This is a genomic window from Acinetobacter sp. 1294243 (assembly GCF_000588015.1).
In the GTDB taxonomy this organism is placed as follows: domain Bacteria; phylum Pseudomonadota; class Gammaproteobacteria; order Pseudomonadales; family Moraxellaceae; genus Acinetobacter; species Acinetobacter pittii.
Map to the genome: position 1 here is coordinate 18,505 of NZ_JFXG01000021.1, position 26,778 is coordinate 45,282.

The 26,778-nt window shown below is 41.7% G+C and carries 22 protein-coding genes; 8 read left to right on the forward strand and 14 right to left on the reverse strand.

The features are described 5' to 3' along the window. Positions 1 to 43 precede the first annotated feature (43 nt). The gene (gene abaI / locus J655_RS21455; protein ID WP_005804777.1) at positions 44 to 610 is read left to right on the forward strand and encodes an acyl-homoserine-lactone synthase AbaI; all 567 of its coding nucleotides are present in this window, start codon (positions 44 to 46) and stop codon (positions 608 to 610) included. Positions 611 to 736: 126 nt separating this feature from the next. Here abaI and J655_RS21460 read toward each other — a convergent pair whose 3' ends face one another. Further along, positions 737 to 2,248 (reverse strand): PLP-dependent aminotransferase family protein, encoded by a 1,512-nt coding sequence (locus J655_RS21460; RefSeq protein ID WP_032053097.1) that lies wholly within the window; start codon positions 2,246 to 2,248, stop codon positions 737 to 739. A gap of 272 nt (positions 2,249 to 2,520) precedes the next feature. On the opposite strand from J655_RS21460, the gene J655_RS21465 reads away from it, so the two are divergent. The 4 genes from J655_RS21465 (at position 2,521) to J655_RS21480 (ending at position 6,823) form a co-directional block, all read left to right on the forward strand. Further along, a complete protein-coding gene (locus J655_RS21465) occupies positions 2,521 to 2,916 on the forward strand; it encodes a nuclear transport factor 2 family protein (protein WP_005804779.1) in 396 nt (131 codons plus the stop codon). A gap of 11 nt (positions 2,917 to 2,927) precedes the next feature. Next, complete coding sequence (locus tag J655_RS21470; protein ID WP_002118046.1) at positions 2,928 to 4,364, forward strand: NAD(P)/FAD-dependent oxidoreductase; 1,437 nt, start codon at positions 2,928 to 2,930, stop codon at positions 4,362 to 4,364. A gap of 58 nt (positions 4,365 to 4,422) precedes the next feature. After that, entirely contained in the window at positions 4,423 to 5,862 is a 1,440-nt protein-coding gene (locus J655_RS21475) for an amino acid permease (RefSeq protein WP_005071933.1), read from the forward strand. Positions 5,863 to 5,926: 64 nt separating this feature from the next. Beyond that, positions 5,927 to 6,823: an EamA family transporter gene (locus J655_RS21480; protein WP_005071928.1), complete on the forward strand. Its 897-nt coding sequence runs from the start codon at positions 5,927 to 5,929 to the stop codon at positions 6,821 to 6,823. A gap of 123 nt (positions 6,824 to 6,946) precedes the next feature. Here the strand turns inward: J655_RS21480 and J655_RS21485 are convergent, their stop codons facing one another. The 7 genes from J655_RS21485 to J655_RS21515 form a co-directional block, all read right to left on the reverse strand. Continuing rightward, a complete protein-coding gene (locus tag J655_RS21485; protein WP_005804780.1) occupies positions 6,947 to 8,308 on the reverse strand; it encodes an MFS transporter in 1,362 nt (453 codons plus the stop codon). A gap of 120 nt (positions 8,309 to 8,428) precedes the next feature. After that, entirely contained in the window at positions 8,429 to 9,454 is a 1,026-nt protein-coding gene (locus J655_RS21490; protein WP_005804781.1) for an enoyl-CoA hydratase/isomerase family protein, read from the reverse strand. A 12-nt stretch (positions 9,455 to 9,466) separates the two neighbouring features. Then, positions 9,467 to 10,240: an enoyl-CoA hydratase gene (locus tag J655_RS21495; protein WP_005804782.1), complete on the reverse strand. Its 774-nt coding sequence runs from the start codon at positions 10,238 to 10,240 to the stop codon at positions 9,467 to 9,469. A gap of 21 nt (positions 10,241 to 10,261) precedes the next feature. Continuing rightward, complete coding sequence (locus tag J655_RS21500) at positions 10,262 to 11,389, reverse strand: acyl-CoA dehydrogenase family protein (RefSeq protein ID WP_005804783.1); 1,128 nt, start codon at positions 11,387 to 11,389, stop codon at positions 10,262 to 10,264. A gap of 11 nt (positions 11,390 to 11,400) precedes the next feature. After that, positions 11,401 to 13,050, reverse strand: a complete 1,650-nt coding sequence (locus tag J655_RS21505) for an AMP-binding protein (RefSeq protein WP_005804784.1) — start codon at positions 13,048 to 13,050, stop codon at positions 11,401 to 11,403. A 76-nt stretch (positions 13,051 to 13,126) separates the two neighbouring features. Next, on the reverse strand, positions 13,127 to 14,017 hold the full coding sequence (gene mmsB, locus J655_RS21510; RefSeq protein WP_005804785.1) for a 3-hydroxyisobutyrate dehydrogenase: 891 nt from the start codon (positions 14,015 to 14,017) through the stop codon (positions 13,127 to 13,129). 11 nt (positions 14,018 to 14,028) lie between these two features. Then, positions 14,029 to 15,546 carry a CoA-acylating methylmalonate-semialdehyde dehydrogenase gene (locus J655_RS21515; protein ID WP_005804786.1) on the reverse strand — a complete coding sequence of 506 codons (1,518 nt, stop codon included), beginning with the start codon at positions 15,544 to 15,546 and terminating at the stop codon, positions 14,029 to 14,031. Between the two features lie 165 nt (positions 15,547 to 15,711). Here J655_RS21515 and J655_RS21520 point away from each other — a divergent pair, with 165 nt between their 5' ends. Beyond that, complete coding sequence (locus J655_RS21520) at positions 15,712 to 16,593, forward strand: LysR family transcriptional regulator (RefSeq protein ID WP_005071920.1); 882 nt, start codon at positions 15,712 to 15,714, stop codon at positions 16,591 to 16,593. 61 nt (positions 16,594 to 16,654) lie between these two features. Here J655_RS21520 and J655_RS21525 read toward each other — a convergent pair whose 3' ends face one another. The 5 genes from J655_RS21525 to J655_RS21545 form a co-directional block, all read right to left on the reverse strand. Then, on the reverse strand, positions 16,655 to 18,085 hold the full coding sequence (locus J655_RS21525; RefSeq protein WP_005804787.1) for an amino acid permease: 1,431 nt from the start codon (positions 18,083 to 18,085) through the stop codon (positions 16,655 to 16,657). A gap of 370 nt (positions 18,086 to 18,455) precedes the next feature. Then, positions 18,456 to 19,895 (reverse strand): amino acid permease, encoded by a 1,440-nt coding sequence (locus J655_RS21530; RefSeq protein WP_002118023.1) that lies wholly within the window; start codon positions 19,893 to 19,895, stop codon positions 18,456 to 18,458. 161 nt (positions 19,896 to 20,056) lie between these two features. Beyond that, entirely contained in the window at positions 20,057 to 20,416 is a 360-nt protein-coding gene (locus tag J655_RS21535; protein WP_000071347.1) for a RidA family protein, read from the reverse strand. 10 nt (positions 20,417 to 20,426) lie between these two features. Continuing rightward, positions 20,427 to 21,530 (reverse strand): alanine racemase, encoded by a 1,104-nt coding sequence (gene alr, locus J655_RS21540; protein WP_025464199.1) that lies wholly within the window; start codon positions 21,528 to 21,530, stop codon positions 20,427 to 20,429. Positions 21,531 to 21,550: 20 nt separating this feature from the next. Next, complete coding sequence (locus J655_RS21545; protein WP_025464200.1) at positions 21,551 to 22,816, reverse strand: D-amino acid dehydrogenase; 1,266 nt, start codon at positions 22,814 to 22,816, stop codon at positions 21,551 to 21,553. 136 nt (positions 22,817 to 22,952) lie between these two features. On the opposite strand from J655_RS21545, the gene J655_RS21550 reads away from it, so the two are divergent. Continuing rightward, a complete protein-coding gene (locus J655_RS21550) occupies positions 22,953 to 23,420 on the forward strand; it encodes an Lrp/AsnC ligand binding domain-containing protein (RefSeq protein WP_005804788.1) in 468 nt (155 codons plus the stop codon). A gap of 41 nt (positions 23,421 to 23,461) precedes the next feature. On the opposite strand, the gene J655_RS21555 is transcribed toward J655_RS21550, so the two are convergent. Then, a complete protein-coding gene (locus J655_RS21555; protein ID WP_005804789.1) occupies positions 23,462 to 24,607 on the reverse strand; it encodes a DUF1624 domain-containing protein in 1,146 nt (381 codons plus the stop codon). Positions 24,608 to 24,681: 74 nt separating this feature from the next. On the opposite strand from J655_RS21555, the gene J655_RS21560 reads away from it, so the two are divergent. Then, complete coding sequence (locus J655_RS21560; protein ID WP_031968819.1) at positions 24,682 to 26,772, forward strand: TonB-dependent receptor; 2,091 nt, start codon at positions 24,682 to 24,684, stop codon at positions 26,770 to 26,772. The last annotated feature ends 6 nt before the right edge of the window (positions 26,773 to 26,778 follow it).

The following is a 26,778-nucleotide window of genomic DNA, read 5'->3' on the forward strand; positions in this document are numbered from 1 at the left end:
TTACCGCTTCCTCACCTGTTAAGTAAAGTCACTTGAAAAATAAGTGGAAGCACTTGTAATGAATGTTATTGCTGGATTTCAAAATAATTTTTCAGAAGGCCTATATACTAAATTTAAAAATTACCGCTATAGGGTATTTGTTGAATATTTAGGTTGGGAGTTGAACTGTCCTAATAATGAAGAACTAGATCAGTTTGACAAAGTCGATACCGCCTATGTCGTCGCTCAAGATAGAGAATCTAATATTATTGGTTGTGCCAGATTACTACCAACTACTCAACCTTATTTACTTGGTGAGATATTTCCTCAATTACTTAATGGAATGCCTATTCCTTGCTCACCAGAAATTTGGGAGTTATCAAGATTCTCAGCAGTAGATTTCTCAAATCCGCCATCTTCAGCTAGTCAAGCTGTGTCATCGCCCGTCTCTATTGCAATTCTGCAAGAATCTATCAACTTTGCAAGGGAACAAGGCGCAAAACAACTCATTACCACCTCTCCTCTGGGGGTAGAGCGGTTATTACGTGCTGCGGGTTTTCGTGCTCATCGTGCAGGCCCACCCATGGTTATTGATGGCTATGCGATGTTTGCATGCTTGATTGATGTGTAGTTCATAATCAATTAGGTACACATTGAACAGCTGGAGCGAGAAAAAAGTAGCACTTGCACCTCTTTTTTCGCTTCAAATGTACTAAAAGCACTACCCGAAAAATTAGTTTGACTCATAAAAATTTTTTTAATTGTATTTCTTATAATCATTAACTGCCTGATCTAAAGCCTGAATTCCCTCATCAATTTTATCGGCAGTAATAGATCCAATGCCTAACCTTAAAAAATGTTGATGGTGATCTGTACTTAGAAAAAATGGCTGACCGGCCTCTATAAAAACTCCTACATTAGCTGCGTATTGGGCTAAAACAGTACAATTGATATCACTTTGGGTATCAATCCAACATGCCGAGCCACCATTTAATGCGTAAACGTTCCATGTAGGAAAGTGATGGTGTAATGCTGATATTAACTGCTCACCACGATATTTATGGAGCTGAAACTGACGACGTAACATGCCATGGTAATAACCTTGATCAATAAAAAAGGCAAATACTCTTTGATTAAAAACATTGGGGTGCCGAAGCATTAGACGACGCAAATGACGCAACTCATTAATGAGTTCTGGGGCTGCTACGATGTATCCTAAGCGTAAACCTGGTGCTAGAGGCTTAGATAAGCTCCCGATATAAACCACTCTCCCATGCCGATCTAAACTTTTTAATGCAGGGATCGTAGTATTTTGAACCAAAACCTGTGCATCGTATTCATCTTCTATAATGATACTATCTTGCTGCTCCGCCAGTTCTAAAAGCTTTTTACGGCGTGAAGGAGACATGGTGATGCCTGTTGGGCATTGTCGCCCTGGCGTCACATAAAAATAATCACAGCCCACAGCATTTGTTAGAGTAACGCCTTCATGATCGACCGCTAATGGTACAATATTTGGTGTATGCAACATAAAAATATTTCGTGCATCAGGATAGCCAGGGTTTTCTACACCAACACTTTGTTGTTCTTTAAGTAGTAGTGCTGCCAACATATACAATGCATGCTGGCTTCCTACCGTAAGTAATATTTCATTTTCTTTGGCCATAATTCCACGGGTCGGTAAAATATGTTGCCGTATTGCATTTATAAGAAAAGTATCATCACCTTGTTGTGTAATATCCCTTGCCCATATCGATGCATCTTTAGCTGATAAAGCTTTAACAGCACACTCACGCCAAGATGAAGCCGGGAAGCTTTCAAAGTCAGGCTGACCATATATAAACGGGTATGGGTAACTCATCCAATCCGCAGGTTTATTAATATGCCTTTGTGCTGATAGGCAAAGACGAAAGCGTGAAACCCATTCTGTAGATTTTGATGTCGTTTTTATCGTTTTGCTTTCACTACTATCAATTTGGAAGCTGGGATGCACAAAGTGTCCACTACGTTGCCTAGACTCTAAAATACGTTCAGCTACGAGTTGTTGATATGCAATAGTCACAGTATTACGACCAACTCCAAGTTGATCTGCCAAATAACGACTTGATGGAACAGCCATATCTGGCTTGAGATAACCTTGTACTAATGCAGTAAACATCATACGGCAAATTCGTCCCTGCAAATTGAGTCCACTTTGCTCAGTCTCTGCAAATAATACGTTCCATATACCTGGTACTACTGGACTTGTTACAAACTGATCTCTTTCCATAGTGCATTTCTCGACCTATTTTGAAGCCCAAATGCTTAACATGGTGCATTTTGCTTCTGAAGACCTATGATTTACCGAAATCTGGCATCACAAATACAAATGCAAGACCCATTCCAATATATGAAAAACATAAAAAATTAATAAATTTTAAATATTTAAATTAATTTAAATCTGGCTCCATCAAAACATTAAATCTGGTACTACGGCTAATTGCTCTATTTCCGTACAGTTTAATCATCAAAAAAGATTCGTATGTATTTGGAGTTAAAAAGATGAACCAAGCTCAACTTTTGCAACTAATCACTGACTTTTCTACAGCATGGAATAAACACGATGTAGAGCAACTCATGGACTGTATGCATCCTGATTGTTGTTTTGAAACAGTTGCAGGTGATGAGGTATACGGTACACGTATTCAAGGGCATGAAGCTGTTCGTCAAGCATTTGAAAATACTTTTAAAAGTTTTCCTGATGCACAGTGGCTTAATGGTAAACACTGGTTGAGCGAAGATGCGCTATACGGAATTTCTGAAACAACATTTACAGCATCAACCCCTGAAGGTGGAAAGATTGAAGCCAACATGGTTGATGTTTTCACCTTTAAAGATGGAAAAATTTTAGTCAAAAATGCATTCCGTAAAAATCGCCCCGTGCAAGCAGCCGCTTAAGGAGCCTGCCCATGAATCAATCAGTACAACAATTAACTTCTTTAGACAAAATAGTTGATCCAATATCTGAACCTATTCATCGTGGCTTTAAAACCTACAACGCTAAATTTGATCCGTTGACAGATAAGATCGTAACTGGCAACGAACAATACGCACCAACCTACTGGGTTGCAACGGCTGGAACACCTCCCGATGATGATGGCCCATTACCAGGGGATACAGAGGCCGACATTGTCATTATTGGTGGCGGTTTTACTGGTCTTTCAACTGCGTTAACTCTTACAGAACAATTTGGCACTGCGCCATTAGTTCTTGAAGCAAATCGTAGTGCATGGGGTTGTACAAGCCGAAATGGTGGACAAGGTCAAAATGCTTCTGGTCGGTTATATCGTTCACAGTGGATCGAAAAATGGGGACTAGATATAGCCAAACGTTTAGATGCAGAAATCCGCGAAGGTTTTGATTATTTTAAACATCTGGTAACTGGTATTGAATGTGATGCACAAGATGGTGGGCATTTATATATTGCTCATCGTGCAAAAAAACTGGCGTTTTTAGAAAACGAAGGCAAAGTCATGAAAGATGTGTTTGGTTATAACACTCGTATGCTAAGCCGCGAACAACTTCACGAAGAATTTGTTGGAGACCAAGAAGCTGCCGGTGCGTTACTCGAACCTGATGGTATTGGTGTACATCCTTTAAAATTGGCTTTTGGATATTTAAAAAGAGCGCGTGCTGCCGGCGCGAAAGTACATACCTCAAGTCCTGTATTAGATTGGGAAACACGTAATGGTATTCACTATCTACGTACCCCCCATGGCACGGTCAAAGCTAAACGAGTCGCTGTAGCAACAGGTGGTTATACACCTAATGGTTTGCATCCAAGCTTGTCTGGCAAAATCATGCCAATTTTATCTAATTCTATTGTCACCCGTCCGTTAACAGCTGCTGAGCTTAAAGAAGCAGGCCTACATAGTACAACGTTCATTACAGATACTCGCACTTTACGCCATTATTACCGCTTATTGCCTGATGGTTCAGTACAGTGTGGCAGCAGAAGTGCTTTAACAGGAGCCGATGCAAATAACCCTGTACATCTAGAGCGTTTAAAAGAAGGACTCTATCGCAAATTCCCAAGCTTGCGTGGTATACCAATTGCATATTCATGGTGGGGTTGGGTCGATGTCAGTCATGACATGATGCCACGAATTGTACAGCCTAATCCTGATGAAACTATCTATTATGCAATTGGCTATGGCGGCAATGGTGTATCTTTTTCAGCAATGGCAGGACGTCGTCTTGCAGAACGAGTAATGGGCATTCAACGCCCACAATTTGATCTACCTATTTATCAGTCACCATTACCTTCACATTTATTTCGACCTTTTAGACGGTTGGGGCAAGCCTTGTTGTACCGCTGGTATTACTTAAAAGACGAAATGCTTTAAGTGTTATTCAACGATCAGCCTAACGATACGGTTATAAAAATTATGAGGGGAGTTAGCCATGTATGATTCAGATTCAAACCAAGATTTAAAAAGTAGCTTGAAGCCACGCCATGTCCAGATGATGGCACTTGGTGGTGTCATTGGTATGGGGCTATTTGTCGGTAGCTCAGTAGTGATTCAATCTGCCGGCCCTGCAGCCATTCTTTCATTTCTCATCACAGGTACCTTAATCATTTTAGTGATGCGTATGCTGGGGGAGTTAGCCACTGCTTCACCGGTAACAGGTTCCTTTTATGCTTATGCTCGCTACGCTTTTCAAGATTCACCATTTTTATCTCGCCTCGCTGGATTTATGACAGGCTGGATGTATTGGTATTTTTGGGTGATCGTGATTGCCCTTGAGGCAATTGTTGGGGCTAAACTTCTCGCTTACTGGTTACCTGATATTCCCCAATGGATCGTGAGTCTGGTTCTGCTCGTTCTATTAACCGCAACCAATTTGTTCTCTGTCAAATCTTTTGGTGAATTTGAATTTTGGTTTTCATCTATCAAGGTTGCAGCAATTGGGGTATTTATTTTCCTTTGTTCATTATATTTATTTGGTTTCTGGCCAAACCATCAAGCTTCAGGACTAGGTGAATTATTAAACCATGGTGGCTTTATGCCAAATGGTTGGGTTCCTGTGTTATCAGGTGCAGTTGCGGCTACTGGTTTTTATTTTGGTGCTGAAATCGTCACAATTGCTGCAGCAGAAACAAAAAATCCAGAGCAATCTGTTGCTAAGGCAACTCAATCTGTCATCACTCGTGTATTGCTCTTTTATGTTTGCTCAATCTTTTTAGTCGTATGCCTTGTGCCGTGGAGCAGCCCCGATATCGCAACACCTTATGTAAGTGCACTTAAAGTACTCAATATCCCTTTTGTTGCAGATATTATGAATGCTGTCATTTTAGTTGCGGTTCTGAGTTGTCTAAATTCAGGAGTTTATGCTGCAAGCCGTATGTTGTTTGCTTTAACCAAAAATGGTGATGCCCCTCGTGCCTTAACTAAATTGTCTAAAAATGGAGTCCCTGTTCGTGCCATCTTATTCAGCACACTATTTGGTTATATTTCCATTTTAGCTTCGTATTTTTCACCTGAGGGTATCTTTCCTTTCTTGGTCGAGTCCTATGGTACGGTAGCTTTATTTGTTTATATCATCATTGCCCTTTCTCAAATCCGTTTACGTCGTCACCTAGAACGTGTTGCCCCTGAACGAATTAAAGTTCGTATGTGGTGTTTCCCATACCTCAGTTATGTTGCCATTATTGGTATGGTTTGTATCTTTGCCGCAATGTCCCTCATTCCAAGTTTACAAAAAGCGTTCTGGTTCGGTATTGCTAGTGCTGCGATTTTATTCTGCATTTTTATGATTCGTGACTATGTGGAACTACTTAAATTACGTAATCAACATCCCAAGTTAGATACTCTCGTTCCTGCGAAGCATAACAAAATCTAACCTCCTCTCGTTTACACGACCTGTCTTTTAGATAGGTCGTAAATCTCTTTTCAGGAATAAGCACATGTTGTTGAAAGATAAACTCGCTGCTTTTGCAGTGGTGTTCATCTGGGGTATTAACTTTTATTTTATGAAAGTTGGTGTGAGTGAAATTAGCCCCATGATGTTGGGATGTTTACGCTATATTTTAGTTCTAATCCCCGCTCTACTTTTTATTCGTATTCCACAAGTCGGATGGAAATGGCTCTTGGCATATGGGTTTATTAGCAACTTTTCTCAATTTGCCTTTATGTTTAGTGCTATTGCCACAGGTATGCCTACTGGGCTAGTTGCTTTAGTTGTTCAATCACAAGCCTTTTTTACAGTGATGATTGCTGTATTTCTTCTTAAGGAGCAAGCATCTTGGAATCAATGGCTAGCAATCGTTATCGCATCATTAGGACTATTACTGATTGCATTAGGTCAACAGCATAGTCATATCCCTTTATTAGGCTTGATACTCGTTTTATGTTCAGCATTCTCTTGGGCATGTGGAAATATTGTTATAAAACGAATGGGGTCCATTAATCCAATCGGGTTAGTCGTTTGGGGAAATATTCTTACTCCTCTTTGGTTTTTATTATTCGCTATCCAAGATACAGGTTGGCAAGGTGTCGTTGTAGACTGGCACGCCTTAACATGGCGTGGTTTGGGAGCTGCTGCTTTCTTAGCTTATTTCGCAACTATTATTGGATATGGTTTATGGATTTATTTGCTGACACGTTATCCAGCAGCCAAGATTAGCCCACTTTCGTTATGGGTTCCTGTCATTAGTATGATTTTTGCCAATATTTTTTTAGATGAACATTTAAATAACTGGCAATGGCTTGGTTCTGTTGTTGTGATGCTAGGTTTAATGGTTCATCTACTTGGACAAAAAATCAAAACGCATTTGATTGGAAAAAAGCCACTTCACCCCTGATACAATATATTCGTACAAAAACCAATCTCATCTCTACAACAGCTATATATCGTCATTATCTTAATTTTAAGCTTACCTCAATAAAGGCCTAAGAAAAACTTAGGCCTTTATTCTCCAAATAGCTCAAGAATGATCTGAAGCATTCGTATTAAGATTTAAATTTTTAGGGTTTGTATGATGCGTATCTACTACAAAGCTTTTATCACAAGGCATAAATGACGTCGATATAATTGCGACTACAGCCATACTTCCAATATAAAGCATAATTAGATATGGATTACCCTGCCCGACACTCAACAATTTAGTAGCAATCATCGGTGCCAAACCACCACCTAATACACCAGCCAACTGTACCGAAATCGAGATTCCGCTATATCGAATTTCTGCCGGAAATTGACGGGCAAAAAGCTGAGCTTGTGGTGCGTACATAATTGGGAACACAACGCCAATTGCTAAAACAATTGCTGTCCACACTAATACCGGATCTTTTGTATTGAGCATGGTAAAAAATGGATAGCAGTAAAGCGCCAGTATGCATAGGCCAAACATAAACATATTGCGTTGGCCGACTTTATCTGACAAATGTCCACATAACGGCGTCATAATTAAAATCACGGCTGCGCCGCAAATGGTGGCAAATAAAATGTCTTGGCGTGGAATTCCAAGTTGTGCAGTGGTATAAGCCAATGTAAATGTTGAGGCAATATAGAACCATGCATTCTCAGCTGCGCGAGCCAAAATAATGGTGATGAGTTGCTTTGGATGGTTTTTAAAAACCTGTAAAGCAGGAACTTTGACTTCTTCAGACTGTTGTTTTACTTTTTCGAAATCTGGTGACTCTGGCACTTTTACTCGAATATACCAACCTACTGCCAGTAAAATAATACTGGCAAGAAATGGTAAACGCCAACCCCAGCTAAACAGTGCTTCTTCAGGTAATAACGACACCAGACCCAACGCGATTGAGGCTAGCATTAAGCCACCACCTGTACTGGCTTGAGGCAAGCTTCCCCAGAACCCTTTACCGCCTTCGGGAGCATGTTCAACGGCCATCAGTACAGCACCGCCCCATTCACCGCCCATTGCCATACCTTGAATGAATCGCAAGACAACCAAACCAATCGCGGCCCAATATCCAATTGATTCATAAGTCGGTAATAAGCCAATCAGTACGGTTGGGATCCCCATGAGCATCAAGGTCAGTAGCAACATCGATTTACGGCCAATCTTGTCACCAAAATGACCAAAGACTAAGCCGCCTAATGGTCTTCCAATAAATCCAACGGCATAGGTTGCGAATGCGGCAAGCACGCCGGTAAGTGCGTCTAGATTTGGGAAAAATAGCTTATTAAAAATGAGCGCTGCTGCCGCACCGTAAATAAAAAAGTCATACCACTCAATGGTGGTGCCGACCATGCTAGAGATACCTGCTAATCGATGTGACGACTTTTTAGTATTTGAACCGTTTCCATGTATTGATTGCATCGTAATATCCTTTTTAGATTTTCTTGTTTTATCTTTTTTATGCTTATGACCAGCCCTGACCATAAGCATTTTCAGGTCTCGCTTTATCTCCTTAAGCTTTTTATGTTTTTATAATTCGGTTTAGCTCAATTTTTCTAAAATTGGTTCAAATTTCGAATTACGTTCTTGCCACTGTGGTTGTTTGTCTTTATCGACAATGAGAGCGCGGACACCTTCAATAAAGTCACCATGCTCAAACCAAATATCCTGTAAATCACGTTCAAGCTGCATACACTGTGGTAAAGAAAGCCCACGGCCTAAATGTTGCAGTTTCAAACTGGTTTGTTTGGCAATAAATGAGCGCTGTTGCAAAATACTAAGCATCTTACTTGCCCAAGTCTTTAAGCTTTCATCTTGTTCATTTTCAAGACTTTGCTCGATTTCATCTAAATGCTGATATCCGAAGTGTTTACGAATACCTTCTGCCAATTGTTTGAGTTCACTTTCGGCAGGGCGAGTAATAAATCGGGTAATGATGCGTTCAATTCCCTCTTTGCTTAAACTTGGCGCTTCAACGAGAGCATCTTGCAACGCTTGTAACTGCTCGCTTGGCACATGATAGTCAATTAAATCGAGGTAAAGCGCATCGCTACTGCTGATCTGCTCACCCGTAATTGCCATATAAACACCAATATCATCAAGACGAGATAGGAAATGAGTTGCACCAACATCTGGGAAAAAGCCAATCGCTGTTTCAGGCATGGCAAATCTGGACTTTTCACTGCTCACCACAATGTGGCAAGCCTGAGCCAAGCCAAAACCGCCACCTAATACATAGCCATCAAGCACAACAATGATTGGCTTTTCATATTCACGCAGTATATTTAGCATTTTATATTCGGCACTAAAGTAGCCTTTGTAATCGGCCGTGCCATTTTTATAACTGTCATAGAGATAGCGGATATCTCCACCTGCACAGAAGGCTTTTGGGCTATTTGACTTAATTAACACTGCCTGAACAGCAGCATCATTTCGCCACAGTTCCAATTGGGTGCCAATACTTTTAATCATATCTAGCGACAATGCGTTGAGATGAGTCACACGGTCTAAGGTAATCATGGCCAACTTACCTTGTTGCTCAATCATTAAGTGATTTTCTGTATTCATTTTATTGATCTCTTATTGATTTTTAAAATTTGCCTTTCGTTTTTCAACAAAAGCCTGCATTCCTTCTTTTTGGTCAGATGTTGCAAATATTGAATGGAACATGCGTCTTTCAAAACGTAAGCCTTCAGTGAGGTTCACCTCAAAAGCTCGGTTGATAGTTTCTTTAAGCATCATATTTGCGGTTAAAGATCGCGCCGCAATTTTTTCAGCTGCTTGCAAGGTTTGTTCAAGTAATTCTTCTTTAGTAAACACACGTGCAACTAAACCACTTTGTTCTGCTTCTACAGCGCCCATTTGACGGGCGGTAAGGCACATTTCCATTGCTTTGGCTTTACCAATCGCATGGGTTAAACGTTGTGTGCCACCAATACCCGGAATCACACCTAAAGTGACTTCGGGTAAACCAAACTTGGCGTTATCAGCACAATAAATAAAGTCACACATCAGCGCCAACTCACAGCCACCACCCAATGCATAGCCACTCACCGCTGCAATTAGAGGTTTACGGCGCTGTGCAATACGGTCTGCAAGATGAAAAAAGTCATCTAAATAAATATCAGGAAATGCTAAATCAGCCATTTCTTTAATGTCTGCCCCTGCGGCAAAAGCTTTTTCAGACCCTGCCAATACGATGCAGCCAATTTCACGATCTTTTTCGAGCTGATCTAATGCCTGATTAATTTCACTAATTAATTCGCTGTTTAAAGCATTGAGCGCTTGAGGGCGATTTAATGTAATCAGTCCAACCCCATTACGCTTTTCTAATAAAATACTTTGCCACTGCATTATTTATTCCTTGTTCTGATTTTATAGACTACGTGCAATCACTAAACGTTGGATATCACTTGTGCCTTCGTAAATTTGACAGATACGGGCATCACGATAGATGCGCTCAATTGGGAAGTCTCTGAGATAGCCATAGCCACCAAATACTTGTAGTGCGCTCGAACATACGCGTTCAGTCATTTCTGAAGCAAATAACTTGGCCATTGAAGCTTCATTGAGACACGGTTGACCTGCTTCTTTTAAACGTGCAGCGTAGTGAACCAGTTGTCTCGCTGCTTCAATTTCAGTTGCCATACTGGCAAGGCGAAAAGCGATAGTTTGATGCTCAAAAATTGGTTTTCCAAAAGTAATACGCTCTTTGGCATAGCGAGTTGCTTCTTCGAGCGCCGCACGTGCTAGACCGACTGCTTGTGCAGCAATACCAATACGTCCACCTTCTAAATTGGCGAGAGCAATTTTCAGACCTTCACCTTCTTTACCCAGCATGAGACTTTTATGGATGCGTACATCCGTCAGCGCAATTTGGCAGGTATCTGAAGCATGCAGACCGAGTTTTTCTTCAACACGAATCACTTCATAGCCCGGTGTTTCGCGTGGGACTAAAAAGGCACTAATGCCCTTTTTACCTGCGCTCGGGTCGGTCACGGCAAACACAATAATGACGCCGGCATTATTACCCGAGGTAATAAACTGCTTTGCACCATTTAAAATGTAATCGTCACCATCTTTCACTGCTCGGGTTTTAATAGCTCCCGCATCTGAGCCAGTATGTGGTTCAGTTAAGGCAAAAGCGCCGATCATTTCACCTTGAGCCAAAGGCTTTAAAAAACGCTCTTTTTGCTCGTCGGTACCAAATTTTAAAATAGGCACACAACCAACCGAGTTATGTACACTCATGATGGTTGAGGTTGCGCCATCTGCTGCCGCAACTTCTTCAAGAGCTAGTACATAGGCTAAGTTACCCGTGTCTGAACCACCCCATTGCTCTGAAACAAGCATACCCATAAAACCGAGTTGCCCCATTTGAGTCAGAGTTTCTTTTGGGAAAGTTCCATCTCGGTCCCAATCACTGGCATTAGGCTTGATTTGTTCTTGGGCGAAACTTTTCGCCATATCACGAATGAGTAATTGTTCTTCGGTAAATTGCATTATTATTTCCTTTACCCTGCTTTAGCTTGTTGTTTAGCAATTTCTTGATTACGCAATAAAAAGCGCTGAATTTTGCCACTTGGAGTTTTAGGTAATTCACTCACAAATTCAACTAAACGTGGATAAGCATGTGCAGAAAGTCGTTTTTTTACAAATTGACTGAGTTGTTCAGCAAGCGTATCGGAAGGTTGAGCATCCGCAGCTAAAATTACGAAGGCCTTAACCACTTCGGTACGGTCCGGATCAGGTACACCAATCACTGCTGCTTCAATTACAGCATCGTGTTCGAGTAGTGCGCTTTCTACATCGAAAGGCCCAATACGATAGCCCGATGTAGTGATTACATCATCACTACGACCAACAAAGCTCATGCTGCCATCGGCATGAAGCTCGGCAGTGTCGCCAGTTAAATAGTAATGACCAACGAAAGGCGATTTACGACTTTCTTTATAGCCACCGAACCACATCATTGGAGACTGGCTAATGTCGACTGCTAAAATTCCTGGGGTGTCCGCTGGAAGCTCTTCACCTTGTTCATTGACAATCGCAACGCGGTAGCCCGGACTTGGGAAACCTGCTGAACCGGCATGAATTTCATGCTTTAAGCCATGATGATTACACACCACCATGCCCACTTCAGTTTGCCCATAATGGTCATAAATTGGAGCATCAAGCACTTGTTTAAACCAGCGAATCACTTCTGGATTCAACGGCTCTCCTGCACTGCTCACTACACGGAACTGCCCTTTTAAGGGCGCCATTTGTGCTGGGTCAGCTGCCATCATCATACGGTAAGCCGTTGGTGCACCTGCCAAATTATTAACTTTATAATCTTTCACAATTTGGCATAGGCTATCTGTGCTGAAACCACCCTCATAGAACAAAGTAGCGTGACCCAAGAATAACGGCCCAGTAATCGCATAGTAGAGACCATACGCCCAGCCCGGATCAGCAATATTCCAAAACGAATCTTCTTCGGTTAAACCAATGGCATCTTGCATATATCGACCAAAGGCAATCAATGCTTTTAAAGGCACTTCCAATGGTTTAGCAGGACCTGTAGTGCCTGAAGTAAACATGAGCAAGAAAGGATCTTGAATGCTACGCATAACCAGATCGCATTGATCAGACTGCTGTTTCACTTCATTCCAAAAATTAAAATCACCTGCTTTAAGCGGAGTACCTTGTGCGTCGGCGACAGTCACAATTGCAGGGCAATTTTCAATTTCATCAAGCTTGCTACGGTTGCCCGTATCGGTCACCACCAGCTTACTTTGTGCAAGCTGAATACGGTGCTCAATCGCTTTTGGGCCAAATGCAGTAAATAGTGGTTGATAGACAGCACCAATTCGCCAAGCTGCAAAAATAGTCACGATCAATTCGGGTGTTCTTGGTAATAGACCTGAAATACGGTCGCCAGCTTTTACACCTTGTGATTTTAGAAAGTTGGCAAACTGACTTGACCACTCTTTTAATTCACGGAAGGTATATTGCTCTTTTCGTCCATCTTTTCCTTGCCAATACAGTGCAATTTTGTCGCCATCTGCGTGTCGATCACAGCATTCATAACAAGCATTTAAGGCATCAAGTGAACCTGATAACATCTGTTTTGCAGTGCTTTCCAAATCGAAAGTCTGTGCAGCATTTTGATAATCCATCATATCTTTTCCCTCAGTCTGGATTTGTTGTTATTCACGACAGGGTTTATGTGTTTAAAGCCATCCTTTGGCTTTACCGTTATGCCTCTTGTGGCAGGTATTGCTGAATAATGCTCGAAAAATCGAGATTGGCATTACCGCGCATGCACATTTGCTGATACAGCTGTTGCACCATGCCACCTAATACGACTGGCTGTTTGACTTGGCCTGCCGCTTCTACTGCAAGACCCAAATCTTTTAGCATCAGCTGAGTTGCAAAGCCGTCTTGGTAACCTCGAGATGCTGGGGCATTTTCATTAATATGCGGCCATGGGTTACATACGTCCGAGCTCCAGCAACGACCGCTTGAAGTATTAATGACGCCTGCCAATGCTTGTGGGTCAATACCTAGCTTCACACCCAGCGCCATACCTTCAGCAACAGCAGCCATTGAAATACCCAAAATCAGGTTATTGCAGATTTTGGCAATTTGACCTGCGCCGACATCACCACAATGAACTATATTTTTGCCCATGTGGCTAAGCACAGGTTTTACTTCATTAAAGGTTTGATCATCGGCACCCACCATAAAGGTTAAGGTTCCTGCTTGAGCACCAATGGTTCCACCAGAGACGGGTGCATCACAGATTTTAATATTTTTACCATGCGCAACAGCAGCAATGTCTTTAATGGTTTGTGGGTCAATGGTACTGCTATCAATGCATAAGCTACCTGCTTTTAGCACTTCCAAGACACCATTCTCACCTAAGTAAACTTCCTTAACATGCTTTGCCGCAGGCAACATGGTAATGACCACATCTGCTTGTTTAGCTGCATCCTGCGGGCTGCTACACACCACTCCACCTGCCTCGGCGAAGTGCTGAATCGCGACTTCACTGAGGTCATAACCATAAACTTTGAGCCCGGCTTTAAGTAGGTTATGGGCCATTTTGCCGCCCATATTGCCTAGACCGATAAAGGCGATATTCATCCGTGATCCCCTTAACGTAAACTAATGGTTGTATTTACACCGCCAACTTCATGGCTATCTTCAAACCAGCGACTGGTGATGGTTTTGGTTTGAGTATAGAACTGCACAGCTTGTTTGCCGTATGGCCCCAAATCACCCAGTTTCGAACCTCTTGAACCGGTAAAACTAAAGAAAGGCACTGGCACAGGAATTGGAATATTGATACCCACTTGACCAATATCAATTAAGTTTTGGAAAGTACGTGCAATGGCACCGCTTTGAGTAAATAGACCTACACCGTTACCAAATGGATTGGCGTTGATAAGCGCAATCGCTTCCTCAAGGGTATCTACACAAATAATCGAAAGTACAGGGCCAAAGATTTCTTCTTTATAAATACGCATGTCGGTATTTACGCCACTAAAAATCGTCGCGCCGACAAAGTTACCCGATTCATAGCCTTGTACTTGAACATCACGACCATCAAGCAGAAGTTCTGCACCTTGCTCAACACCGCTATTAATTAAGTCCAGCACTCGCGCTTTAGCACGTTTTGAAATGACTGGGCCAATGTCAGTATTTGGTTCATGGCCTGCATTTACTTTTAAGGTTTTGGCTTTTTCGACTAACTCTTGAATCCACTGTTTGCTGTCACCAACCATGACTGCAACAGACAATGCCATACAACGTTGCCCTGCTGCACCAAACGCTGCTCCCACTAGAGCATTTAAGGTTTGCTCTTTATTGGCATCTGGCATCACAACCACATGGTTTTTTGCACCCATCATCGACTGAACGCGTTTGCCATGTTGTCCTGCAAGGTTATAAACATGTGTTCCAACCGCAGTTGAACCTACAAATGAAATCGCTTTAATGTCTTTATGGGTACACAAACGGTCAACCACTTCTTTGCCACCATGCACAACGTTGAGTACGCCTGCTGGAATACCTGCTTGAATGGCAAGTTCAACCAGCATCATGGTTGATAACGGGTCTTGTTCTGATGGTTTTAAAACAAATGTATTGCCGCACACGATTGCCATTGGGAACATCCAAAGTGGAATCATGGCTGGGAAATTAAACGGCGTGATACCCGCACAGACACCCAAAGGTTGTTGCAAGGTATACGTGTCTACACCACGCGCGACACCTTCAACATATTCACCCATTTGCAAAGTACCAACTGAACAGGCATGTTCAACGACTTCTAAACCACGTTGAATATCGCCTTCAGCGTCTGCCAAGGTTTTACCTTGTTCAGCCGTTAGTACTTGCGCAATTTCTTTCATGTTGGCACGGATTAAGTCTTGTAACTTGAGCATGATGCGCATACGTGCCTGAATTGGAGTCTGACGCCAAGAAGCAAAAGCATCTTGTGCAGCTTGAATAGCAGCGTCAACTTCTTTAACCGTTGCAAATGGTACACGACCAATCACTTCCTGAGTCGCAGGGTTAATAATGTCTTGCCATTCCTCTGTTTCAGATTCGATAAAATTTCCGTTAATGAGTAATTTAGCGGTTTCCAATTCGATTTTTTGGATTGTGTTCATAACCTCTCCGTAGGCCATATTTTTATTGTGTTCAATTATTAGAAAATACTTATCTATGTATTTTCTTTATTCCAGTTTCAATTGAGACTAGCAAAGAAAACTTTGACCACCAACGGAAATTCATGCACGATTGTTGTGCAAATATGCACAAGGATGACAACAAAAATGAAAGTGGATTGGGATCATCTACATTTTTTTCTGGTTTTAGCTCGGACTAAAACCTTGACCAATGCTGCACGTATTATTGGTGTCGAGCACAGTACGGTGGCTAGACGGATTCAGGCCCTAGAACTTGCTTTGGGTACAACGCTGTTTAAGCGTGAAGCGACGGGTTATGAGCTGACACTCGAAGGAATGGCACTGGTTCCTCGAGTTGAGCAAATGGAACAAGCTTTCTTACAAATTGAAAAACCACATCAACCTTTGCAAGGTCGTGTGCGAATTGGCACACCTGAAGGCTTTGGTACTGCGTTTTTAGCTCGCTTACTGGCTGAGTTCTCGATTCAATACCCACTACTCACCATCGACTTAATTCCAGTGCCAAAAATGATTAAGCTTTCACACCGTGAGGCAGATATTGTGGTGTCAATTGATCGTCCTACGTCTGGCCCTTACATCATTACGCGATTATCAGATTATTGTTTAAAAATTTATGGTAGCAAAAACTATCTGGCCCAAAACCCGCCTATTCGAGCCTTAGAAGATTTAACCCAACATCGATTTGTGAACTATATTGATGATCTAGTGTATAGCCCCGAGTTGTACTGTTTAGAACGACTCCCTTTAAAGCTGAATGCCAACTTCCGTAGTAGCAGTATTTTGGCCCAGCAAATTGCGGTAAGTGCGGGTGCAGGACTTGCGATTTTGCCCAAGTTTTTGGCAGATGATAAACCGGAACTTGAAGAGGTGTTAGAGCAACAAGTTCGCTTTACGCACACGTTTTGGATGCTGACCTTTGTTGATTTACAACATGAACCGCGCATTAAATTGGTTTGGGACTATTTGCGTAAACAAGCTGATAAATATCAGCATTTGTTGGTTGATTAAAGAATACAAATAAAAAAGCCAATCATGATCGATTGGCTTTTTTGAAATCATTTATAGTTCATTAAACGAGTTCTTGGTCTAATTTTTTGATGCGTGGCTTATAGAACACAAAATAAGTTACGCTTAAAACCACCAACCATAGTGGACTCACGTATACCGCTTTTAATGTATCTGGCTCGAGTGCCAAAATCACCAAAGTGAACAGGAAAAATGCAATAACAACATACGCCATCAACACCCCACCCGGCATTTTAAAGGTCGATTTAGCATGTAACTCTGGACTTAACTTACGGTAACGTAAATAGCATGCCATGATCAGAAGCCATACACTAATAAAGAGAATCACACAGAGTGAACTTGCCAAAGTAAATGCTTCCATCGTGTTTGGAACAAAGTACTGAAGCACTGCCCCACCCATAATGAAAATACATGAGAAGATTAAACCATTTGAAGGTACGGCACGTTTTGATAAACGCCCCAATGCACTCGGTGCCTGTCCATCTTTTGATAAACCGAACAGCATACGGCTCGTTGAAAACACACCGCTGTTCATTGAAGACATCACTGAAGACAGTACGACCAAGTTCATGATAATTGCAGAAATAGGAATACCTGCATTTAAGAACAACTCAACAAATGGACTTTTATCTGCACGAATGTGATCCCAAGGTGTTACTGACATCACCACAAAGAGTGCCAACACATAGAATAGAATAATACGTACAGGAATCGCGTTAATTGCCTTCGGTAAATTCTTCTCTGGATCTTTCGTTTCAGCAGCAGTTGTACCAATCAATTCAACGCCAATGAAGGCAAACACAGCAATCTGGAAACCTGCCAAAAATCCGCTTACACCTTTTGGAAATATGCCGCCATGCGACCACACATTACTTACACTCACAACCTCACCATGCGGAGCTTGAAAATGAGTGAGGAGCATGTAACCACCGACTCCAATCAGGCCAATAATGGCCAAAATCTTAATGAGTGCGAACCAGAATTCAACTTCACCAAATAGCTTAACAGTAAGAAGGTTAAGCCCTAAAATGAATAATACACAGCCTGAACTAATCATGGCTTGTTGCATGGGTGAGAAACTGGCGCCTTCGGGCAGCCAGAAACTTAAATAGTTAATGACCGCAGACAAATCAGCAATACCGACCAGTACCCAGCCTAACCAATAAGTCCAGCCTATATAATAGCCAGCCCATGGTCCGATCAAATCATAAGCCATATCGACAAATGATTTGTAATGTAAGTTGGCAAGCAGTAGTTCACCCAATGCACGCATCAGAAAAAAGAACATGCCACCAATTATCATGTAGATAACGAGGATTGAAGGACCTGCGAGGGAGATGGTTTTGCCCGAGCCCATAAATAGGCCGGTTCCAATTGCACCGCCAATTGCAATCATTTGTAGATGGCGATTATTTAATTTCCGTTGTAAATGATCAGGGGAGCTTGCCTCATCAGAATGATGAACCATTGTCATATTAGAAGTCCTTTTTATATTTTGCTTAACTTAAATCAGCAACCTATAGGGAGAAAAACGAACCGTATATCGTGGGTTGCTGAGTCTATACCTCAGGACAAGATGTTCAAGTATATTTTTTCCTTAATTGATAAATCGTTTGTCCTGATTTTTTTAAGTCACATTATTTATGTACTGCCTTCACGGCAATTTTAATTAATCAATCTGGGTTTCCAGATTAGCCGAAGTGTAGCATGTGATCCTGCTATATGTACTTTTCCAATACCCTCCAAACTGCTCTATCGATTCAAAAATAAACAATATTATTCCGATAAAAAATCTAATAAAAATAAAAAAAGCCAATCATAATTGATTGGCTTTTTAATCAAACTTAATGATCGTTGACGAGTTCACGTCCTAGTTTTTTCATACGTGGTTTATACAACACATGATAGGTAACACCTAAAATAACCAGCCATACTGGACTGACATATAAAGCTTTCAATGTATCTGGCTCTAATGCCAAGATCACCAAAGTGAAAAGCATAAATGCCAAAACAACATAACTCATCCAAACGCCACCTGGCATTTTGAATGTTGATTTTTCATGTAATTCAGGACGTAATTTACGGTAGCGTAAATAGCACACCATGATGAGACTCCAGACACTAATGAATAGAATCACACAAAGTGAACTTGCCAAAGTAAATGCTTCCATCGTGTTTGGAACAAAGTACTGAAGCACCGCTCCGCCCATGATAAAGGTACAAGAGAAAATCAAACCATTTGAAGGAACTGCGCGTTTTGATAAACGACCAAATGCACCAGGTGCCTGACCGTCTTTTGATAAACCAAACAACATACGACTGGTTGAAAACACGCCGCTGTTCATTGAAGACATGACCGAAGATAGCACCACCAAGTTCATGATGATTGCAGAAACCGGAATACCCGCATTTAAGAACAACTCAACAAACGGACTTTTATCTGCACGAATGTGATCCCAAGGGGTTACCGACATCACAATAAACAGTGCCAATACATAGAACAAAATAATACGTACCGGAATCGCATTAATCGCTTTCGGTAAGTTCTTCTGCGGGTCTTTGGTTTCAGCAGCCGTTGTACCTACAAGTTCCACCCCGACAAAAGCAAATACAGCAATCTGGAATCCTGCCAAGAAGCCTTCTGTACCTTTCGGGAATAAACCGCCATGTGACCAAACATTACTGATGCTTGCGACAGCGCCTTGCGGAGCTTGGAAATGGCTGAAAATCATGTAGCCGCCCACTCCGATCAGACCAATAATCGCCAAGATCTTAATGAGAGCAAACCAGAATTCAATTTCACCAAATAGGCGTACTGTTAAGAGGTTAAGACCCATCACAAATAACACACAACCTGCGCTAATCATGGCCTGCTGTATTGGTGAGAAACTTGCGCCATCGGGTAGCCAGAAACCTAAATAGTTAATGACTGCTGAAAGGTCCGCAATACCCACCAGCACCCAACCTAACCAATAAGTCCAGCCCAAATAATAACCAGCCCAAGGACCAATCAGATCATGAGCCATATCAACAAAAGATTTGTAATGCAGATTTGCAAGGAGCAACTCGCCCATTGCACGCATTAAGAAAAAGAACATTCCTCCAATAATCATATAGATCAAAAGGATTGAAGGACCTGCGAGGGAGATAGTTTTGCCCGAACCCATAAATAGGCCGGTTCCAATTGCACCGCCAATAGCAATCAGTTGTAAATGACGGTTAGACAGTTTTCGTTGCAGATGATCAGGAGAATTTTCCGTATCTGAATGACGAGCCGTTGTCATATTAAAATTCCTTTTTGAATTCCTTTGTTAAGATCAGCAACCTACGGCGAAAATTGAACCGTATGCCATAGGTCACTGAATCTGTTCACCAAAAATGACTGGTTAAACCGTATCTATCTTCCTTCTGTTAGATACATCATCATTTTTGGAGTAAAAACGAATTACTTTTGTGCTGCCGTCACGGCAATTTCAATTAACCAATCCGGATTGACCAAATCGGCCTGAATTGTGGCACGCGATGGAGCAACACACCCTTTTAACCAGTCAACCCAAATTGCATTTACGGTTGAAAAGTCAGAAAGATTTTTCAAATAGAGCTGTGCAGAGAGCAAACGAGATTTATCTGTATTGGCTAACGCCAAAAGTTCATCAATCGTTGCAAGAATTTCACGAGTTTGGCCTGCCACATCTTGCTCGGTATTTTTAGGCACCTGACCTGACAGATAAACCACTTTGTTAAAAACAGTCACGGCACTCATGACTTCGTTAGTATTGATCTTTTGTATATCTGAATTCGACATTCGGATTTCCTTATACCTGATTAATAAATTGAACACGGGCGGTGACAGCACACATCAGTTCATAGCCCACCGTACCGGAAGAAACTGCGACATCATCAATAGGTAAAACAACACCTGTACTTGATTGGCCCCAGAGCACCACTTCGCTACCAACTTTGGCATTTTCAATGCCCGTTAAATCGACTGCCAGCATATCCATGCTGACACGACCAATTGTGCGAGTGCGGACTGAGTCCACTAAAACAGGCGTACCTGTTGGTGAAATACGTTGATAACCATCAGCATAGCCACAAGCGACAATTCCAATCGTCATGGGCTGCTCTGCGACAAAGTTTGAACCATACCCTACACTTTCATTCGGCTCTAAATGCTGAACGGAAATAATTTCACTGCGTAAGCTCATGGTCGGTTGTAAGCCCCAATCTGCAATACTATGCGTCGGGTAGTCTGGCGAGCTGCCATAGAGCATGATGCCGCTACGTGCATAATCTGATTTGAGCTGGTCTTGATAACGCAGAATTGCCGCACTATTACTTACCGACCTTTCACCCGGTAAATCTTTAATAATTTCTTCAAATGCAGTGGTTTGATAATCAATACCTTGCTGGCCAAAACGCTCGCCATCTGCATCCGAAAAATGCATCATGTGCGTAATCTTGGACACGTTCGCCAAGTTATTTAAACGTTCCCAAGCCTGAACATAGTGCTGTGGTTTAAAACCAAGACGGTTCATACCACTGTTCATTTTTAGGCAAACATCAAATTGAGCAGGATAAGGATGTTTTTGAACCCACTCTATTTGCGCTTCACTATGAATAGTGAAACTGAGTTGATATTGCACACAATCAAATAAATCTTGAGGGGAGAAAATTCCTTCGAGCAATAAAATTGGACCTGTCCAACCTAAAGCACGAATGCGTTTTGCTTCATCAAGATCAAGTAAGGCAAAGCCATCTGCTGCTTTAAACGCTTCATAAACACGTTCAATTCCGTGTCCATAAGCATTGGCTTTTACAACGGCAAAGACCTTACTGTTTGGCATAGCCTTGCGTACCACCGCCAAGTTATTTTGTAAGGCTTGACGGTGGATGACTGCGGTAATAGGACGAGGCATGATTACTTTCCTAACGTCCGTTATGCAGCATGCGCGTGTGAATAACGCTGAATTGAAAGGCCATCGGTACTGATATCAGTTTTGTGATTCAATACGATGTCACTGATTAATTTTCCTGAACCACACGCCATCGTCCAGCCTAGAGTACCGTGACCTGTATTCAAGAACAGATTTTTAAAGCGAGTTGCGCCAATAATTGGAGTGCTGTCTGGTGTCATTGGACGTAAACCAGTCCAGAAAGACGCCTGTGCCATATCGCCGCCCGGGAACAAGTCCTGAGTCACCATTTGCAATGTTGCACGGCGGTCTTCATTCAGGCCTAAGTTAAAGCCACTTAACTCAGCCATACCACCTACGCGAATACGTTGGTCAAAACGAGTAATCGCAATTTTGTAGGTTTCATCAAGCACTGTAGATTGCGGAGCAAAAGCAGGGTCAACAATTGGAATCGTCAACGAATAACCTTTCACAGGATATACAGGTAACTGTAGATCAAGTGGTTTCAAGAAATCACGTGAATAGCTACCAAACGCTAGGACATAACGATCTGCGGTTAAGACCTTACCATTGACCAAAACACCCTTAATTTCATCGCCTTCAACAATCAACTTTTCTACGTTCTGGTTGAACTGGAAGTTAACGCCCAACTCTTTAGCAATTTGAGCTAAAGCATTGGTAAATAAATAACAGTCACCTGTTTCGTCATTTGGTAAGTGTAAACCACCAACTAATTTATCTTGCGCATTTGCCAACGCTGGTTCTACACGACCAAGTTCGTTGCCATTTAATAATTCGTAGCTTACGCCGCATTCTTGTAGCACGCTAATGTCACGTTGAACCGCTTCCATTTGTGCTTCTTTACGGAATAACTGCAACGTGCCTTTTGCACGGTTTTCGTAATTAATGCCTGTATCTTTTCTAAGTTCACGTAAGCAGTCACGGCTGTATTCAGCCACGCGCATCATACGTTCTTTGTTTACAGCATAACTTTGCGGATTACAGTTTTTTAGCATTTGAGCCATCCACTGTAACTGCCACATGCTGCCATCTAAATTAATCGCAAGCGGTGCATGATGTTGAAACATCCATTTCACAGCTTTAAAAGGAATTCCTGGTGCTGCCCAAGGAGTCGAATACCCAGGCGAAATTTGACCTGCATTACCAAAACTTGTTTCTTCAGCAGGACCTGACTGGCGATCGAGAACAGTAACCTCAGCTCCTTGTTGAGCTAGATAATAGGCACTTGCCACTCCAATAACGCCGCTACCTAAAACAATTACGCGCATTTCCATTCCCTCACGCACACCAGTTTATTTAACTAGTATATTTCTGTTTCAATAGTTTATTTCACTGTTTTTTAGACTATAATCTAGGTAAATTTATGTTTTTCTCGCGAGAATTTAAAAAAAAGAGGAAATATCTATGCGCCCCTTAGATCGTATAGATCGCATGATTCTGGACATTTTGCAGCGTGAAGGACGAATTGCGATTAGTGAATTGGCATCGAGAGTTAACCTGTCGACCACCCCCTGTTCGGAGCGTGTAAAGCGTCTTGAACGCGATGGCATTATCATGGGTTATTACGCTCGACTAAACCCAGCCTTTGTGGATCGTAACTTGCTTGTCTTTTTAGAAATTAAGTTATCTGCCAAATCTGGCGATGTGTTTGATCAGGTGGCTAGAGATTTAGTTGAGATTCCTGAAGTGCTTGAATGTCACCTTATTTCAGGCGAATTTGACTACCTCGTAAAAGCGCGTTTAAAAGAAATGAGTGCATATCGCCGCTTATTAGGAGATCTGCTAAAGAAACTCCCTGCTTCGGCATCGTCACACAGTTATGTGGTTATGGAAGAAGTCAAAGAAACTCTATATCTAGATGTAAGCAAGTAAAGCGAAGCTCCATTGAACTCGCTTTACTCAAGTTTTGAAAATTAGAAATATTTTAAAAACGAAATATGTTTATTTTGATGTTTGAACTTCGAGAACCACTTAACTGCTGGATAGAGCGCAAAAGACAACACAATCGTGATTAACCACAGCATCCACACATGATTGACCGACAAATACTTTCCGTAGTTAGCTCCCCACACACTGAGTGCAAACACATACATGAGTTTCAACACATATAAATGCAGTAAGTAAAAGAACATAGGCACCGAGCCAAACACCACCAAGGGTTTTAGGAATGAATATTGCTGCATACGCTCAAAAGCAACAAGCGCAAGCAAGCCAATTCCAACATTCAGCAAAATAAATAATAAAGACGGTGGATACTTAGTGAGGTTAAAAAAGCTCATTAGACTCAGTTGTAATGACTCAAAATGTTGCCACGGCTGGTCGCCATAGACATTGATAAAACGCAGTAAAACAAACAATCCAATACTTACTAAACCAAGGCTAAGTAAAGTGCGGCTTCTTTGCTTTGCTGAATATTTTGAACTAAAGAACTGACCTAGCGCATAGCTCAATAAAATCACGCCAATCCAAGGTAAAACAGGGTAACTTGTACGAAGCTTGATGTCTGCAATCTCAATCCAACCACGGTCATGTAAAACAAACCATATATTTTGCAAGACGCCTTGTGAGAAGTGCACTGAATCTAATAAATTGTGCCCAAAAATAATAACCAAACCTGCGCCCGCAAGAACAGGTAAAGGCAAACTTACACAGCACGCTAGCACCACCATGCTAATACCAATCGCCCAGATCACTTGTAAATAAATGACTTCGGGTGGAAAAGTTGCTGTCCATGCAAAGTTCACGAGCGTAAGCTCTAACACAATTAAAAATAAGCCGCGTTTTAATAGAAAGGCACGCGTTTGTTGTAAGTCCTGTTTTTTGGACTGAAATAAAAATGCAGAAATACCCGTTAAAAGTACAAAAACCGGAGCGCAAATATGTGCCAATAATCGACTGCCAAATAATGCTGGTTCTGTTACTGTTACGTCCATTGGATCGGTAACTTGTTTATGTAAATAGAATGTTTCTCTTACATGGTCGAGCAACATAATCAGGATGACCAAACCACGCAATGCATCAATCGACTGTAAACGTTCAATATTTTTTTCTATAAGCATAGCGATAATAAACAAAATAATGTAACGTTATACTATTACATTTTAGTTCTTTTGTCTTTCATGGCTGATTATTTATGCAACACAAATTAGGATTGTTGTCTTCGTTAGGGTTATCTTTTATATCAACATTCTCTTGGGGAGACGAAACCTCAACAGTACTTGAGACCATACGCGTGCAGGCTGAAAGTACCCAAGAAGGTGTGAGCCAAAATAGCTCGGCGACTAAATTTACTCACGATGTTTTAGATGTCCCTTTTAACCGTGCTTATGTTTCAAAACAAATGATGGAACAACAAGACGTTCAACGGATTGATGACGCATTAAGCTTGGTGAGTGGGGTTTTTCATCAAAACAGTTTTGGTGGTGGCTTTTGGGATAACTACTCTTTCCGTGGTTTTAGTACCGATCCCAACTTAGGCGCCTCTATGATTCGTAACGGCTTGAGTATCAACCGAGGGATTAGTGCGCCAAAAGATGTCGTAAATATTGAATCTTTAGAGTTTTTAAAAGGGCCAATGGCTGCTCTATATGGTCGTGGCGAAACTGGTGGTTTGCTTAACCTCAACAGTAAAAAACCGCAGTGGGAAAGCGAAAGTGAACTTAACCTACGTGCCAATACCCAAGAACAATATCGAATTAGTCTGGAACATACAGCCCCTATCAACGATGAACTGGCTTATCGTGTAGCAGTGGCTCATGAAGATAATCAAAGCTTCCGTGATCATGTCAGTAGTGAACGTTGGTTCTTTTCACCACAGCTCACATGGAAAATTTCAGACCAGACGCAACTCGACTTTGACAGTGAATTTACAGAACACAAAGGAACCTTTGACCGTGGTGTCAGCACCGTCAATCACCAGTTTGTGATGGACCCGAAAACCTTTACAGGTGAACCTGACGACGGTGATTTGAAAATAAAAGATTACTTTTACCAATTACGTCTGAGTCACGAATTTAACCCTGACTGGAAGCTAAACAGTGCAGTCAGCTATAAAGACGCCAAAATGGTCGGCTTTGCAACCGACCCTCGTCGTATGCAAGCCGATGGACGTACTTTAGAGCGTCAACGTCGCTATCGTGATTATACAAGTCAAGATGTGCTGGCTCAGACAGAGGTACTTGGCAAGGTTGATACTTCGTGGGCTCGCCATGAAATTTTGCTTTCGACCGAGCTTGGTCAACTCGACTATAAACAAAACCAGCTTCGTCGTAATCACAGTACTGGCATGCCAAACACAATTGATATCTACCAACCCGAATATGGCAAATATTTACCGAACTTAGCCCCGTTTACCGACACCAAAGAACAGCAGCGTTATTTTGCACTCAATATTCAAGACCAGATCTTTTTTAATGATCAGTGGAGTGTGCTATTTGGCAACCGTTTTGATCAGGTCGAACAAGACTTTGAAAATCACCTGACTCAGACTGAAAGCAACCAAACGCTTCACCAGAATAGTCCACGTTTCGGAGTAAATTTTAAAGCCTCTGACCAATGGGCGTTTTATAGCAACTATGGTCGCTCATTTGCCATGAATAGTGGTATGAATCGAAATGGTCAGACTTTTGCCCCTGAAAAAGGCGAAAGTTATGAGGTCGGCACCAAATATAAAATAAATGATCAAAGTGTGCTTAGTCTCGCTTTGTTTAAAATGAAAAAACAGAATGTACTGACAACCGATCCAATCGACAGTAATTTTCAAACCGCAGCAGGTGAAGTGAGTAGTAAAGGAGTTGAGTTTGACTTAAATAGCCAGATCACTGATCGCTGGTTCGTCAATGTCAACTATAGTTATACCAATGCTCAAATTGAAAAAGACCAAGACTTGGCAAAAGGCGCGCGGCTGAGCAATGTTCCTAAACACCAAGGTGCTATAAGCACTAACTATGAGTTTCTACAAGAAGGTGCAAGAAAAGCAGGTGTAGGTGCCAACCTCACCTATGTGGATGAGCGTAGCGGGCATAATCTAGATAATGGATTTAACTTACCAAGTTATACGCTGGTCAATTTAAATAGCTACTATGCACCATCTGACCGTTTACGTTATCAGCTCAATGTAAATAATCTGTTTGATAAAACCTACTATGTCTCAAGTTATAGCGATTTATGGGTTCAACCAGGTGAGCCACTGAATGCTTCAATCTCGGCACAGTGGAAATTTTAATTTATC